The organism is Bradyrhizobium nanningense, from assembly GCF_004114535.1.
In the GTDB taxonomy this organism is placed as follows: Bacteria; Pseudomonadota; Alphaproteobacteria; order Rhizobiales; family Xanthobacteraceae; genus Bradyrhizobium; species Bradyrhizobium nanningense.
Window position 1 is genome coordinate 165815 of sequence record NZ_LBJC01000031.1, and the last position, 13621, is coordinate 179435.

Sequence of the window (13621 nt, forward strand, 5' to 3'; positions counted from 1 at the left end):
GCCACCGTGTTCAAAGAGTCTGCAGACCTGCGACCGGAGCATCCGCACTGTTTGGATCCAATCGCAGATTCTCGACTGAAGGGTCAATCTCGCCGTTCAGAATGCGACGCGCCTTCGCGTGATCGAGGTCTCCCTCCCATGAGGCGACGACGACTGTCGCAACGCAGTTTCCGACGTAGTTGCCGAGCGCGCGGGCGATGCCGATGAACCAGTCTACCGACAAGATGAGCACCAGTCCAATCGCCGGGATGGCCGGAATGGCGGCCAGCGTCGCAGCGAGGACGACGATGGCCGAGCCCGGGACACCATGAGCACCTTTGGAGGTGAGCAACGCGACGCCGAGGATGGCCAGCAGGTCGCCCGTGGCAAGCGGCGTATTCGTCGCCTGTGCAATGAAGACGGCCGCCAGGGTCAAGTAGATGGAGAACGCATCCAGATTGAACGAGTACCCGGTCGGGATCACCAGACCGACGGTCGATCGCTTGATCCCGAGCAGCTCGAGCTTACGCATGGTCTGTGGCAGCACGCTGTCGCCCGCGGCCGTCCCGAGAACGATCAACAGCTCTTCGCGCAGATAGGCCAGCAGCTTGAACAGGCTGAAGCCGGAAAGCCGCATGATCGCGCCGAGAACGACGACCACGAACAGAACCACTGCCAGATAGAACAGGGCAACGAGGCCCCCGAGCTGCTTGAGCGAACTGATGCCGTATTTTCCGACCGTGAAGGCGATCGCACCAAAGACACCGATCGGCGCGAGCCGGACGACGAAGTTCATCATCTTGAAGATGATCTCGTTCACCCGCTCGACGAACTCAACGACTGGCCTCGCGCGTTCGCCGCACAGTGACACGGCGCAACCGAACATGATCGAGACGATCAGGACCTGCAGAACGTCGCCGGAGCTGAAAGCCCCGACAAGCGTCGAAGGAATGAGCTTCATCAGGAATTCGGAGACGCCCCCGCCTGCGACCTGGGCCGCCGTCTGGCTGAACCCGCTGAGCGCCTTGGCGTCCAACGCCTTCGGATCGATGTTCATTCCGGCGCCCGGCTGGAAATAATAGGCAAGCGCAATGCCAAACACCAAGGCAACGGTGGTAACGATCTCGAAATAGAGAAGCGAACGAATGCCGACCCTTCCAACCTTTGAAAGGTCGCCGGCCGCCGAAATTCCCTGCACGACGACGCAGAACACGATCACCGGCACCAGCATCTTGATCAGCTTGATGAAGCCATCACCCAGCGGCTTCATCTGCAATGCGGTATCGGGATAGACGACGCCGAGCGCAATGCCGGCCGCGAGTGCAACGACGACCTGGAAGAAGAGTGACTTGAAGATCTTGGGCATGAAGAACATGGGCATGGCCTTCCTCGCTCGCTGGGCTTCCATCTGGCTTGGTCGGCCGGAGCCTTCGCCATTGTTGTCGTTGGCGGCGACGTGAGATCGCTGCGGACGGAGCGTTTCGCGGCGACAGGACGCTTGGAAGGCTCCGCCGGTCATTCGTTGACCAGGTGCGACATGAAGTCCAATATATAGAGCGACACGATTAATAGGTTTTCGCTATGGATCTCCGCCAGCTCCGGTACTTCATCGCGGTTGCCGAAGAGCGCAGCTTCACCCTCGCGGCCCGGCGGCTGAACCTCTCGCAGCCGCCGCTCAGCCAACAGATCCAGGCCCTCGAGGCAGAGCTCGCGACCCCGCTCCTCTACAGGACCAGCCGCAGGGTCGAGCTGACGCAGGCGGGCGAGGCCATGCTGGTGCGGGGCCGCGCGATCCTGCAACAGGTCAAAGCCGCGGAAGACGAGGCGCGGTCGATCGGAGCTGGCCTGATCGGAACGCTGGATGTCGGCGCGACCGGCTCGATCCTGCGCGGCCGTCTCGCAGAGCTGCTCGCGGCCTACCGGAAGGTCGCTCCGCAGGTCAAGATGACGGTGCATGAGCAGGCGCCGGCACTGCAGATCGCGGCGCTGCTCAGCCGCACGACCAATATCTGTCTCATTCGCGGAATTCCCGGCGAGCGCGACCTGACCAGCAAGCTTGCATGGCGGGAAGAGGTCGTTCTCGCAATGCCCGGCACCCATCATCTGGCCCGCCGCAAGCGCATCGCGCTCGGCGAACTGGCGTCCGAGGATCACGTCGTCCTGGATCCGAACAGCTCCGATTTCGCACGCTACGTGCAGACCTGCTGTGTCGATGCCGGCTTCCTGCCAAGAGTGTCTCAGCAGGTCGTCGATGCCCAGTCGATCCCAAGTCTGATTGCCGCGGGTTTCGGCGTGGCGCTCGTGCCGCAGTCGATTGCGCGCTTCACCACAGCCGACATCGTCTTCCGTCCGATCAGGCCGTCGCCGCCCACGGCCGACGTGTTTCTGGTCTTCAGAGCCGACGAGACGTCGATGGTGGTGCACAACTTCATCAAGCTCGCGCTTCGATACCTCAATCATCGGAAGGGTGTGGGTTGATGCTGCCGTGTCTCCTCCGCATCGCCAGGCAAATCCGTCATCCTGAGGCTTGCTCCGCGGCGCGATGCGCCGCGTAGCGCGCACCTCAGGGTGACGGCGGTGAGAGCTGAGTTCGCATTGTCAATCTTCAGGCAAGCAGACACGCCTTCGCAGCCTCGCGGCTTAATTCGCCCGAGCTTTGCTTCGTTGCTCCACCCTCAAAGCCAAGAGGGCACAGGGAAGGCCGGGTGCCAGCTCGCACCCGCGGTCCGCTGCGCGAAAATGCACACGCAGGAAGAACCGCACAGCAGCATACAGGTGGTGCCGATCACTCGGCCTTCCCTGCGCGGTGGTCGGACGGCTTATGCCGTGATCTCCCGGGAGCCGAACTTTCCTTCTGGCCTCCCTCGCCGTTCGAATTGGCGATGCCGTCCACCCGGTTGGGTTCGCGCGCATCTTCGAAAGGCTTGACCGTAGCAACGACGGCCAGGACCACACGGTTTTGCCGTACGCACGGCCCGCCATTCGCCGCAGTTTTTCCAGCCCTGTCGACGAAGCCGGAAACTTGCAAGACGAGACGAAGCCTAGCAGCGCCGCTCGTCCGCACGCGGGGTTCGAGCTCACAGTGCCGACGCTGCCGCGTCCACCGCAAGCCCGGCTCGCGAACGTGACGACCACAAGATCGCCCCTCTTGATGAGCCGGGATGCGCGACACATACGCCAAAACCGAATTTCGGTAAAGTGGAATATTTTTGGCGAGACGGATTGACAGAGCGCGACACAGGCAAGGTGCGACACCCTGGCCGCGACCCTGCTGATGGTTATCGCAGCCGATAGCTCGAATGACAGGAGACGCAGTTCTGGGTGACGTGCGACAGGGCCGTCATCGCCCCGGCGCGGTCCTGGGTCATCGCAACCTTGGCGAACTCGCTCGCCGCCGTATGCATCGACAGGCCGATGCCTCGCATGGCCTCTGGCATATAGGTCTCCATCATGTCCTCCATTGTCATCGGCTTCTGGGATCTGTTCTCCGGAGGTCGGCTTGCCTGATGCATCGACTGCGGCTTGCATCCTGCCGCCGACGGCGAGTCCAGACTCAGGCGCTCGGTGGCGACTTTCGAAGCAGCAGCATAGTCGTCCCTGGCGAGGGCATCGACGATCTCGTTCAGCGTCTGCAGGTGATCACGCATGTTGCCCAGAAAATGGGTCTGCATGTCCGGCGGAAACTGCACCATCTCGCGCGCGTCCTTGGCCGCGCCGTCATGGGACATGTGCGAACTCATCGCTTGGCCCTGACCATGGCTTTGGCCAGCTTGCATCTGATGATGCATACCGGAATGGCTCGAGGTGCCGGCCGATGCCAAGGCAGCCGTCGCCAGGATTGCGGCGCCGCCCAATGCGGCTCTGGTCGGCCACGAAACCATGATCGATCCCTCTGTTGCAGGCGCCCGCCTCTTCCCTTCTAAACCGGCGGCCGCCGACAACATATGATCTCGATCATATCGGGCACTTCAAGATGCGGATTTGTCCTTTGCCTCGTTCGATCTCGCCATCGGCCGCCATCCCGGCAAGCGTGCGATAGAGGGCTTCGTGCGTCAGCCCGAGTTCTACTGCGAGATCCTTGAACGTTCCGGGCAAGGTAACGCTGCGCCCCCTGTTATCGGCGTTGACCGTCAAATAGTGCCGGACGCGATCACGAGCCGAGTGGATGTTGCGACATTCGAGCCGGGTCCGCAGCGCCATGACCTGGCGTGCGAGCATTACCGAGAATGCCAGGAGGAGCTTTGGGTCGCGTTCGAGTTCGGCGAGCAGAGCTGGTTTGGGGTACAGCCGGACGGTCGCCTCGCTTGAGGCAATGGCGTCGCAGTGGTAGGCCGAGGAGAACAGCGACGCCTCCGCCAGCACGTCGCCAGGCGCGGCAAGCTGCAGGATAGCCTCGCGTCCGGAGCGGTCGAACCGCACCAGCCGTATCTTGCCCTTGACGACCTCGTAGAGCCCGGCCGGTCTCGCGCCGGCTCGAAACAAGGTCTGTCCGGCCCTGAGCGCGCGTTCAGTCGCAGAAGCTGCAATGTTCGCCGAAATCCAATCGATCTGGTGCATGGGTCATCTCGGCTGACAAGAAGCAAGGCGACAGGTCTTGGGGCAAGGTGGCTTATGCGAACAATGATGAGCCATGCGATCGGTTTTGCCAATCAAACGGACCGCCGCACCGAACTCAGGGCCAGCGCGACGCGAGAACGCCCAACCTTTCCAAGATTTCATGGATGTCAAACGCAGTTGATTTGATTTTGCGGCCGGCGCGGCGAGACTTCTGCCGCACCGGTTGCCTGATTGGGGATCCGGACGCTGCGATGGATGGAGCTGTCTCGATGCCGCAATTCGATCCTGAGCTCGTGTGCACCATGAGGACGGCCCTCGAGGAGGCCATGACCAAGGTGCCTGCCGACCTCGTGACCATATCGACGAAGGCATTCCTCGCCGAATGCATTCTCAAGGCGGCCGCGCAAGGGCACACCAATTATGCCGATCTTGTCGCCGCCGCGACCGATCATATCCAGACGATCGCCTCGATGTTTTCGTGAGGGTCCCGGCTTGACTGTTCGTCTGCCGGTGGGTTGCCCTGTCGCAGTCCCACGCTTGGCGTCAGACGCCGCAGGGGCAGGCTCATCGCCTGCCGCGATCGCGGTGTGGGTCACTTCGCTTCGAGCGGCGCTCCGGGACATGAATTGTGATGGGAACGACGCATTGCGGAGCTGAATTGAAAAGGCGAGACGCGGTTCATCAAACATCCGCTGCTCTGATCGATTCGGAGCAAAGTGCATCTCTGCCCGCTCATGACGGTGCCCGCACCGTCAGCTCGTAGGTGACGCCGTCGGGCAGGAAGCCGCCGAGCCAGTTGTAGCCCCTCTTCTCCAGCTGCGGAAAAAGGAACACGGGCTCGCGGCTGAGAAACGCCGTCAGTGTTTCTCCAGCTCCCAGGGTCTCCGCCGCCGCGAGGATCCTGATCATCGGCTCCGGCGGATCGAGCTCCCTGGTATCGAGCCGTACCTTTGACTCCGGCCATTTGGCGCTGGCCTGCGCTTTCGGCGCCAGACCCTCGGCAGGCGCTCCGGTCGGGGTGAACAGCACCTGCCAATCGCCTCCGCCGATCTCCGTCGCGGAATGGGCAAAGCCCTTGCCGGCCATCACGCCGAACAAGGGCACGGGCTTGAAGGGCGCGTAGAGCCGGATGCCCTGGCCCGGTTTTGCACTTTCCACCGCGGCCATGATGGTCGAGAACGGTTCGCCCCCGGCCCGCAGGATCGGACGGACATCGACATCAAGGTACTCGGTCATCTCTTGTCCCTTTGCTTCAACGCCGCGCCATCAATCAACTGAAACGGCGCAGCATCCCGGTGCCGGCGCAAGCGTCGACTGGTCCTCCCCGGCCTGCACCGCTCCCGGGTTTTGCAGGGCAGCGGCCACCGCCCGCGCGACGAGATCCTCGATGCCGGGCCCGCTGCCCATGATGCCCGCGAACATGATGTCGCGGCGGCGAAGCCGTGCAACCAGCTTCGGCGCATCCTTTGCGCCGTGCAAACCTTCACCGGAGAACAGGCCAACGACAATCGCAGAGCCATCAATGGATGCCGCGGCCTCTTCGAGCGACGGCCGCTCCTCCAGGAAGGCGGCCACGACGTTTCGGCAGACCGCCCGTGTCTCAATCTCGCGCGCGACCTGCTCGGTGGCCTGGCGCGAGGCTGGATTGCGCTTCGAGCCGTGCGCCAGCAGGACGAGTGTGCAATCCTCGGGCGCGACACCGTGGTCGCGCGCACGGCGCACGGCCTGATCGCACAATAGATCGGGCAGGCCCGGATCAAGCCCCAGCGGCGGCAGCACGTCGATTCTGCGGCCATCGCCCTTCGCTTCGTCGAGCAGCTGAACCAGGCGGTCGCGGGTGAAATAGCCGCTGGAGGCAAACAGCGGATAGACCAGGATTCGACTGGAGGTCAGCGTCTCCAGCGCCTGCCGGATGCCAGGCGTGCCCGAGATGAAGCCGACGGCGACCTCGGCCACCAGACCGCGAGCGGCCAGTGCGCGGGCAAGCTGGAACGCCCCTGTGTTGCCGGCACCCAGCCGCCGCTCGCCATGGGCTGCCAACAGCAACGCGATCGACGGGGCAGTGCCCGGCTGCTCAATGACTGGTGCCATCGGAAAAGGTGATCTTGTTCCACACGTTGTATTTGCCCGAAGGACGCGACATCGGAATACGCTTCACCTCAGTAAAGGTTGCCGCATCATAGACCACCAGCGCGCCCTGGTCTTCCCAGATCGATACCAGGGCATAGCGCCCGTATCTGTCGAATTCGACATGCGCTGCAGTCTTGCCCGGTTCCGGCGTGACGCGACGGACCACTTCCAGCGAGCGCTTGTCGATGATCGAAAGCGTGTCTTTCCCGCTGCCCATCATACTGTCGGTCCAGGCATAGGGCGTGTTCTCATGACTGCGCATGAAGAAGCCGGGTCCAGGCGTCTCGATCAGCTTGATCTGCGACCAGTCCTGCATGTCCAGCACGCTGATCTTGCCTGCTTTCAGCAGCGGCGTCGCCATCACCAGCCGGCCGTTCCAGGTCCAGGAGATGCCCGAGCCGAGATGGGGCAGCCCCGGCAGATCGAGCTGTTTGATATCGCGCCCGACCGTCAAATTGACCACGATCGCCCTGCCCTCCCGCGCCGAGCCGATCAGGTTGCGATAGGGCGGATCGAAGAAGAAGTCATCGAGCGGCTCCGGGGTCTCGATCCGGCGTAGCGCAAACAGGCCCTGAGAGGACGGCAGCGCCTCGATCATACCTTTCTCGTGGCTGTGGACGAAGCCGGCATAAACCGGGCCCGCATTCGGATCGGTGGCGATCTCCCAGATCTCCGGAACATCCTTCAGTGCCGCGATGAAGCTGTTGCGCGATGGCGCCTGATACACCGCCGAGACCCGCGAGGACGTCCCCAGGCGGTCCTTCACGTCGAAGATCTTCTCCACCGACAGATCGTCCGCCGAGAGCATCACCAGCGTGTGCGGCAGATAATTGGCGACCGCGATATGCTTGCCGTCCCGCGAGATCGCGATGTTGCGGGAATTGATGCCCGCGCGCACCTCCGTCAGCATGGTCAGCGTCCAGAGGTCGTATTTGCTGACCCAGCCGTCGCGCGACATGAAGAACACGTAGCGGCCGTCGGGCGTGAATTTCGGGCCGCCATGCAGCGCAAATCGCGTCTGGAAGCGCGCCAGCGGCTCGATGCGGTCGCCGTCCAGGATCGTGGCATGATGGTCGCCGGCCTCGACCACGACGAACAGGTTCATGGGATCGGCCTCGAAGCGCGGTCGTTCCAGCGGCGGCGCCGTAGCATGCACGACGCGGCTGGCGTCGATCTCAGCCGCGCCCCAGGCCGGCACCGCGGGCAACGGCGATGAGACATAGGCCGCGAGCGCGGCGATCTCGTCCCTGGAGAGCTTGCTGGAGAAGCCCGGCATTTGGGTCGCGGCCCGTCCGTCGGCAATCACCGCGGCGGCCCGCGTACCCATCATGCGGCCGAGATTTTCAGGAAGCAGCGCCGGCCCCAGCCGGCCGAGCCGGTCCGCGCCGTGGCATTCGGCGCAATTGTCCGCGAACAGCTTTGCCGCATCCGGCTCGGCGCGCGCAGGGCCTGCCAGCGCCAGCAGCGCCAGAGCGAGGAGAATGCGATCAAACAGAGAGCGGCGCTTCATGACGTGTTCCGCGATAGATGCTGGTCTTCACCCGATCGGTCGGCGTCGCAAGGCCGATCTCGGCATCGCTGAGATAGCAGCCGGGATCCTCCGCCCAAGCGTCGCCAGTAATCCGTTGCGCGCGCACGCGGGTATTGCCGTTGCAGATGTCGAGATAGGCGCAGGCGCCGCAGCGCCCGGAGACGTGGCGCGGCTTCTGCTTCAGGCCGGCCATGATCGGATCGGAGATGTCCGGCCAGATCTCGGAGAAGGGACGCGTTTTCACGTTGCCCAGCGTATGGTGCCACCACATCGTGTCGGGGTGCACATTGCCGAGATTGTCGATGTTGGCGACGTTGACGCCGGAGGAATTGCCGCCCCAGCGCACCAGCTTGGCGCGCAGATCGCTCGCGCGATCGGGCACGGTTCGCTCGGCCCAATGCAGGAGATAGACCGCATCGGCATCGTTGTTGCCGGTTACGATCTCCATCTCGCTGCCCGACTGCGCCCATCGCCACGCCCGCGCGATCACCATGTCCATGCGATCGCGCGTCGTCTGCCACATGGCGTCGTCGCCGCGGTTCTTGTTGCCGCGGCCGGCATAGACGAGGTGCGAGAGGTAGAACTTTGGAAAGTTCTCCTGCTCGACCAGATCGAGCAGGCGCGGCAGCTCCGCCGCATTGTCCTCCGTCATGGTGAAGCGGACCCCGACCTTGATGCCGCGGTCGCGCAGCAGCCGCAGGCCGTTCAACGCCTCCTGATAGGCACCCTGCTTGCGGCGGAAACGGTCATGGGTCTCGCCGATGCCGTCGAGCGAGATGCCGACATAGTCGTAGCCGATCTCGCGGATGCGGTCGGCCATGGCTGCGTCCACCAGGGTGCCGTTGGACGACAGGCCGACATAGAACCGCATCGCCTTGGCGCGCGCCGAGATCTCGAAGATGTCGCGCCGCATCAGTGGCTCGCCGCCCGACAGGATCAGCACCGGCACGCGGAACGCCTTGAGGTCGTCCATCACGCCGAACACTTGCGCGGTGGAGAGCTCGCCGGGAAAGTCGACGTCGCCGGAGATCGAGTAACAGTGCTTGCAGGTGAGGTTGCAACGGCGGATCAGGTTCCAGATCACCACCGGTCCGGGCGGCTGCCGAACCGGCCCGGTCGGAGCCGGCTCGTCCAGTTCGCGCAAGTATTGGCTCAGGCGAAACATGACCGGCTCCCGTCGTCAGGCGGCAATGCGAAGGCCGGTCTTCTTCAAGATCCGGGTCGAGAACAGAACCTCGTGGGCCCGCGCGGCCGGACCGACCAGCACGGCGATCTCGGCAACCTTCGCCCTCACCTCGTCGCGCGTCCGGCCGTGGACCATGGCAAAGAGATTGTAGGGCCAGAGCGGCGGATGACGCGGCCGTTCATAGCAATGCGTGACGAAATCGAGCGCGCCGACCCTGGCGCCGATCTCGGCAATGGCCTCGTCGGCGACGTCCCACACCGACATGCCGTTGGCGGTGTAGCCGAGCGCATAATGATTGGGGATCGCGCCGATGCGGCGGATCGCACCGGTTTCGAGCAGCTGCCCGAGGCGGCTGACGATTTCGGCCTCGTCAAGGCCGAGCTCGTCGGCGAGCGCGCGATAGGGCTCGGCGACGAGCGGAAGCCCTGCTTGCGTGGTGGCGATCAGCTTGCGATCGATGGCATCGAGCATTGCCTACACCTCCACGCGGAAACCAACGAAGAACTCGCGCGTCTTGGGCATCGCGCGCACGCCAAGGCCCGTCTCACGTTCGATCTCCGCAATCACCTGATCGATGCGCGCGGGAGCATCCGTCGACACGACGAACCACATGTTCAGCTCGTGATCGCGCTGATAATTATGCGCGATCTCGGGATGGGCATTGACGAGCTCGGCGACCTCATCGAAGCGATCGGGCGGCACAGCCATCGCGGCAAGGCAGACGGCGCCGCCGAGGGCTTCGGCATTCCAGAGCGGGCCGAACCGGCTGAGCTGCCCACGCGCGAGCAGATTGCCGATCTCCTCGATCATCTCGCCCTCGCTCAGGCCCAGCTGGGCGCCGGCATCGCGGTACGGCCGGTGCGTCAGGGGAAAGCCGCCTTGCAGGCCGTTGATGATCGCCTTTTCGGTCGGGTCCAGCGCGCGCATCAATTGGTCTCCTTGTGCCGCGAGAAGACCGCGCCGCGCTGCTTGAAGCAGCGCTTCGAGAACAGCACGGCCTGCTGCATCAGACCGGTATCGGCGAGCAGATTGAGCTCGTCGATCACGGCATAGGCCTCCTCACGGAAGCGCGCATGCACCATGCAGAACAGGTTGTACGGCCAGACCAGCGGCCGGGACGGACGCTGGTAACACAGCGTCACGCTGGCGTGGCGGGCGAAGATCGCGGCGACATCGTCGATGATTTCGCCCGGGATGTTCCAAACCGCCATCGCATTCGATCGGAAGCCAAGCTTGTCGTGGCGCACGACGCAGCCGAAACGCGTCACCACGCCGGCTGCGACCAGGTGCTCCAGCCGCGCAATGACCTCTTCCTGGCCCAGCGCCAGCTGATCGGCGACCGCGAGGTAGGGATGCTCGACCAGCGGCAGCCCGTTCTCGATCGCGGCGAGAATGCGCTGGTCGCGCGGATCGGGACGATAGTCCCCGGCGGCCGGCGGCTGGCGCTTCTGCGCGCGCGGCTCGCGCAGCGAAAAGCCGAGGCCGAGATGATAGGCCTGCACCATGGGCAGATCCACGACGGGCAGCCCCGTCTGCGCCTCGATCCTGTCGATGGTCTCAGCGATCGCCCCGGCATCTCCGCCGGCGATCACGAACCACAAGTTCAGATCGTGCTCGCGCTCGTAATTGTGCGTGACCAGCGGCTCCCGGCTGACGACCTCGGCGACCTGGTCGAGCCGATCGGGCGGAACCTGCAGCGCGGCGAGCGTGCTCGCCCCCACCGTGTTGGGACGGACCACCGCACCGACACGGGAGATCAGGTCGCACGCCCGCATGCGGCGGAACACGCCGATGGTCGCCTGCTCGTCGAGCGCGGCGGAGCGGCCGACGATTGCGAACGGCTTCGCTACAAGCGGAAAGTCGTGCTGCCAGCGATCGATCAGGGCGAGTTCGACGGAGCTTGGCGTCATTGTCCGATCCTCGTCGCGCGTATGGTGAAGAAAATTCCGGACGGTTTTTGCGCCGGGATCTCCGCCTTCTTGACGAAAGAGGCGGCGTCGTAGACGTCGATGCGATCGGCATCGCGCACCGAGATCCAGACCTCGTTGCCGCGCGGGGTGAACTCCATGTGGAGGACCGCCGGGCCGGGCGTCAGGCGATGAATCACCTTCAGCGTCTCGGTGTCGACGATCTCGACCGTGTCGTTGAACGGGTGGGCGAAATTCACCCAGACATGGCGCCCGTCCGGCCGCGCCACGGCGAAGACCGGCTGGCCGTGGGTGGCGGTGCGCCCGACCTCGGTAAAGCTGCGAAGATCGACCGCGATCAATTCGTGATGGCCGACGGCGGGAAGCAGCAGCTTGTCACCCGTCGCACCCCATCCTTCCAGATGCGGCATCTTGTAGACCGGCAGCGCTTCCTGGCCGCGGCCATAGCCGTTGAGGATGCGCTCGGCTTTGAGTGGCGCGCGCCAGGTGTCGACATGCACGACGCCGTCCTCGCCGAACAGACCCGCAAGATAATGGCGGCCGTCGGGCGTGACGTTGCCGTCATAGGGCAGCTTGCCGACATCGGTCAGCCTGGTGATCGCGGGGGTCTCGACATCAGTGAGGTCGGCGATCCAGATCTCGCCGGCGTCGTAGAGCGCCCAGGCAAAACGCCGTCCGGGCAGGTCGACCAGCCCGACCGTCTTCGAGGCCTTGCCGCCTGAGCCGATCGCCGGAATGTTGGCGACGGGATCGAGCGTCCTGGCGTCGAACACCTTCACCCCGCCCGGCTCGTAGTTCGAGACCGCGATCAGCGCGCCATCGTCGGAGATGGCGCCGCCGATCGAATTGCCGGCCTGAACGATGCGCTTGACGATCGTGCTCGTGAGCATGTCGACCTTGGTCAGGCCGCCGTCGCGTCCGAAGACATAAGCGTAGCGCTGATCCGGCGAAAACACCGCGGAGGCGTGCGAGAGATCGCCGAGCCCCTCGACACGGCCGATCGATTTGCGTGCGGTGGCATCGACGATCAGCACCGAGCCCGTCGCGCGCTCCACCACCAGGCCAAGATTGCCGGTGCCGCGCAGCTCGTCGGCGCGCGAGAGCATTGGCAGCAGCAGCAGCAGAAGCAGGGCCAGACACCATCGCGCCGCAACCTTCATGGCAGATCTCCCTGCTGCAGGCGCTCGACGATCCAGCGCACGTCGGCTTCGCTCAGCAACGGACGCCAGGGCGGCATCGGCGTGCCCGGCACGCCGTCCAGGACGATGCTGATGAGCTGGTCGCGGCTCCAGGCGCTCAAATGGTCCGGCGTCAGCGGCTTGCCGAGCCCGCCTTTCAACGTCAGCCCGTGGCAGGAGCCGCAGTCCTGCCGCACCAGATTGGCAAGCCTTGCGGCATCGGCATTTGCTTCGCCCGCGGTAGCCGGCCCGATCGCAACGGCCGATGCCAGGGCGACGCTAGGCCACAACTGAAATCGCCTCGCAAATTGCCGCATCGCTCCGCGCGCTCCGTTCCAGGGCGATTCCCGCGACCTTTCCGATGATGAAAAGGACGGGACCGCTGAAGGAGACGTCTTTCAAAGCGACCGGAAGCGCCTCCAGGGGCGCACATATTCGGCTTTCCTGCGCCGTCGTTCCTTGACACACCGCAAGCACCGGCGTGGTTCCCGGCAGTCCCTGCGCAGTCAGGTTGCGGACGATCTCGGCGATATTGGCGAGGCCCATATAGACGACGAGCGTCGTGTCGGGATCGGCGAGGCTCTTCCAGTCGAGATCGAGCGGCTCGTTCGCCTTGCGATGGCCCGTCACGTAGCGCACGCCGGAGGCGACGCCGCGATGCGTCAACGGCATCCGCGCCGCCGCCGCGCAGCCCTGTGCCGCAGTAATGCCCGGCACCACCTCATAGGGAATGCCGGCCTGGTCGAGTTCGGCCGCCTCCTCCGAGCCGCGCCCGAAAATGAAGGGGTCGCCGCCCTTGAGCCGGACGACCGTGCGACCGGCGCGCGCCAGCCGGACCAGCATCTCGTTGATCTCTTCCTGGGGCACCGGATGATGGGCGGCCTGCTTGCCGACATTGATCTGGAGTACCCCGTCGGCAATGGTCGCCAGGATGCTCGATGGCACCAGGCGATCATAGACGACGACGTCGGCCTCACCGATGGCGCGGACCGCCTTCAGCGTGAGCAGTTCGGGATCGCCCGGGCCGGCGCCGACGAGATAGACTTTTCCAACAGCCATGCTGCGCTCCGCCGAAACCATCGCGAAAAGGCTGGTTGGTGCGGCGATCGCTCGCCGCACCAACCCATGCTTG

General features: G+C 64.5%; 15 protein-coding genes. 2 read left to right on the plus strand and 13 right to left on the minus strand.

Annotated features, from left to right (window positions below):
• Positions 1–10 precede the first annotated feature (10 nt).
• Positions 11–1345, minus strand: a complete 1335-nt coding sequence (gene dctA / locus XH84_RS26850; protein ID WP_128922680.1) for a C4-dicarboxylate transporter DctA — start codon at positions 1343–1345, stop codon at positions 11–13.
• A gap of 215 nt (positions 1346–1560) precedes the next feature.
• Here dctA and XH84_RS26855 point away from each other — a divergent pair, with 215 nt between their 5' ends.
• On the plus strand, positions 1561–2457 hold the full coding sequence (locus XH84_RS26855) for a LysR substrate-binding domain-containing protein (RefSeq protein ID WP_128922488.1): 897 nt from the start codon (positions 1561–1563) through the stop codon (positions 2455–2457).
• Positions 2458–3257: 800 nt separating this feature from the next.
• Here the strand turns inward: XH84_RS26855 and XH84_RS26865 are convergent.
• Positions 3258–3923, minus strand: coding sequence for a cytochrome c (locus XH84_RS26865; protein ID WP_128922489.1), 666 nt, complete (start codon positions 3921–3923; stop codon positions 3258–3260).
• A 10-nt stretch (positions 3924–3933) separates the two neighbouring features.
• Positions 3934–4536, minus strand: a complete 603-nt coding sequence (locus XH84_RS26870; protein ID WP_128922490.1) for a Crp/Fnr family transcriptional regulator — start codon at positions 4534–4536, stop codon at positions 3934–3936.
• A 326-nt stretch (positions 4537–4862) separates the two neighbouring features.
• Between XH84_RS26870 and XH84_RS26875 the strand changes: the two genes are divergently transcribed.
• Entirely contained in the window at positions 4863–5018 is a 156-nt protein-coding gene (locus XH84_RS26875; RefSeq protein WP_245471864.1) for a hypothetical protein, read from the plus strand.
• A gap of 250 nt (positions 5019–5268) precedes the next feature.
• Here XH84_RS26875 and XH84_RS26880 read toward each other — a convergent pair whose 3' ends face one another.
• The 10 genes from XH84_RS26880 to cobA are packed head-to-tail and all read right to left on the minus strand — an operon-like array spanning position 5269 to position 13548.
• Entirely contained in the window at positions 5269–5772 is a 504-nt protein-coding gene (locus tag XH84_RS26880; protein ID WP_128922491.1) for a DUF2249 domain-containing protein, read from the minus strand.
• Positions 5773–5802: 30 nt separating this feature from the next.
• Complete coding sequence (locus XH84_RS26885) at positions 5803–6576, minus strand: CbiX/SirB N-terminal domain-containing protein (RefSeq protein ID WP_164937399.1); 774 nt, start codon at positions 6574–6576, stop codon at positions 5803–5805.
• 34 nt (positions 6577–6610) lie between these two features.
• Positions 6611–8176 (minus strand): cytochrome D1 domain-containing protein, encoded by a 1566-nt coding sequence (locus tag XH84_RS26890; RefSeq protein WP_128922493.1) that lies wholly within the window; start codon positions 8174–8176, stop codon positions 6611–6613.
• The gene (gene nirJ / locus XH84_RS26895) at positions 8154–9362 is read right to left on the minus strand and encodes a heme d1 biosynthesis radical SAM protein NirJ (protein WP_128922494.1); all 1209 of its coding nucleotides are present in this window, start codon (positions 9360–9362) and stop codon (positions 8154–8156) included. Before nirJ ends, XH84_RS26890 begins: the two co-directional genes overlap by 23 nt.
• A 15-nt stretch (positions 9363–9377) precedes the next feature.
• Positions 9378–9854: a siroheme decarboxylase subunit beta gene (gene ahbB / locus XH84_RS26900; RefSeq protein ID WP_128922495.1), complete on the minus strand. Its 477-nt coding sequence runs from the start codon at positions 9852–9854 to the stop codon at positions 9378–9380.
• Positions 9855–9857: 3 nt separating this feature from the next.
• Positions 9858–10310: an Lrp/AsnC family transcriptional regulator gene (locus tag XH84_RS26905; RefSeq protein ID WP_181769428.1), complete on the minus strand. Its 453-nt coding sequence runs from the start codon at positions 10308–10310 to the stop codon at positions 9858–9860.
• Positions 10310–11293 (minus strand): siroheme decarboxylase subunit beta, encoded by a 984-nt coding sequence (ahbB, locus tag XH84_RS26910; RefSeq protein ID WP_128922496.1) that lies wholly within the window; start codon positions 11291–11293, stop codon positions 10310–10312. Before ahbB (XH84_RS26910) ends, XH84_RS26905 begins: the two co-directional genes overlap by 1 nt.
• Positions 11290–12471, minus strand: coding sequence for a cytochrome D1 domain-containing protein (locus tag XH84_RS26915; RefSeq protein ID WP_128922497.1), 1182 nt, complete (start codon positions 12469–12471; stop codon positions 11290–11292). The genes ahbB (XH84_RS26910) and XH84_RS26915 overlap by 4 nt, the downstream gene beginning before the upstream one ends.
• A complete protein-coding gene (locus XH84_RS26920) occupies positions 12468–12779 on the minus strand; it encodes a c-type cytochrome (RefSeq protein WP_245471865.1) in 312 nt (103 codons plus the stop codon). The genes XH84_RS26915 and XH84_RS26920 overlap by 4 nt, the downstream gene beginning before the upstream one ends.
• Complete coding sequence (gene cobA / locus XH84_RS26925; protein ID WP_128922499.1) at positions 12769–13548, minus strand: uroporphyrinogen-III C-methyltransferase; 780 nt, start codon at positions 13546–13548, stop codon at positions 12769–12771. Before cobA ends, XH84_RS26920 begins: the two co-directional genes overlap by 11 nt.
• Positions 13549–13621: the final 73 nt, after the last annotated feature.

What these genes read in the sequence shown, in the direction of transcription:
- dctA (WP_128922680.1), bottom strand. Translation starts at nt 1,345, where the DNA reads ATGCCCAAGATCTTCAAGTCACTCTTCTTCCAGGTCGTCGTTGCACTC.
- XH84_RS26855 (WP_128922488.1), top strand. Translation starts at nt 1,561, where the DNA reads ATGGATCTCCGCCAGCTCCGGTACTTCATCGCGGTTGCCGAAGAGCGC.
- XH84_RS26865 (WP_128922489.1), bottom strand. Translation starts at nt 3,923, where the DNA reads ATGTTGTCGGCGGCCGCCGGTTTAGAAGGGAAGAGGCGGGCGCCTGCA.
- XH84_RS26870 (WP_128922490.1), bottom strand. Translation starts at nt 4,536, where the DNA reads ATGCACCAGATCGATTGGATTTCGGCGAACATTGCAGCTTCTGCGACT.
- XH84_RS26875 (WP_245471864.1), top strand. Translation starts at nt 4,863, where the DNA reads ATGACCAAGGTGCCTGCCGACCTCGTGACCATATCGACGAAGGCATTC.
- XH84_RS26880 (WP_128922491.1), bottom strand. Translation starts at nt 5,772, where the DNA reads ATGACCGAGTACCTTGATGTCGATGTCCGTCCGATCCTGCGGGCCGGG.
- XH84_RS26890 (WP_128922493.1), bottom strand. Translation starts at nt 8,176, where the DNA reads ATGAAGCGCCGCTCTCTGTTTGATCGCATTCTCCTCGCTCTGGCGCTG.
- nirJ (WP_128922494.1), bottom strand. Translation starts at nt 9,362, where the DNA reads ATGTTTCGCCTGAGCCAATACTTGCGCGAACTGGACGAGCCGGCTCCG.
- ahbB (WP_128922495.1), bottom strand. Translation starts at nt 9,854, where the DNA reads ATGCTCGATGCCATCGATCGCAAGCTGATCGCCACCACGCAAGCAGGG.
- XH84_RS26905 (WP_181769428.1), bottom strand. Translation starts at nt 10,310, where the DNA reads ATGCGCGCGCTGGACCCGACCGAAAAGGCGATCATCAACGGCCTGCAA.
- ahbB (WP_128922496.1), bottom strand. Translation starts at nt 11,293, where the DNA reads ATGACGCCAAGCTCCGTCGAACTCGCCCTGATCGATCGCTGGCAGCAC.
- XH84_RS26915 (WP_128922497.1), bottom strand. Translation starts at nt 12,471, where the DNA reads ATGAAGGTTGCGGCGCGATGGTGTCTGGCCCTGCTTCTGCTGCTGCTG.
- cobA (WP_128922499.1), bottom strand. Translation starts at nt 13,548, where the DNA reads ATGGCTGTTGGAAAAGTCTATCTCGTCGGCGCCGGCCCGGGCGATCCC.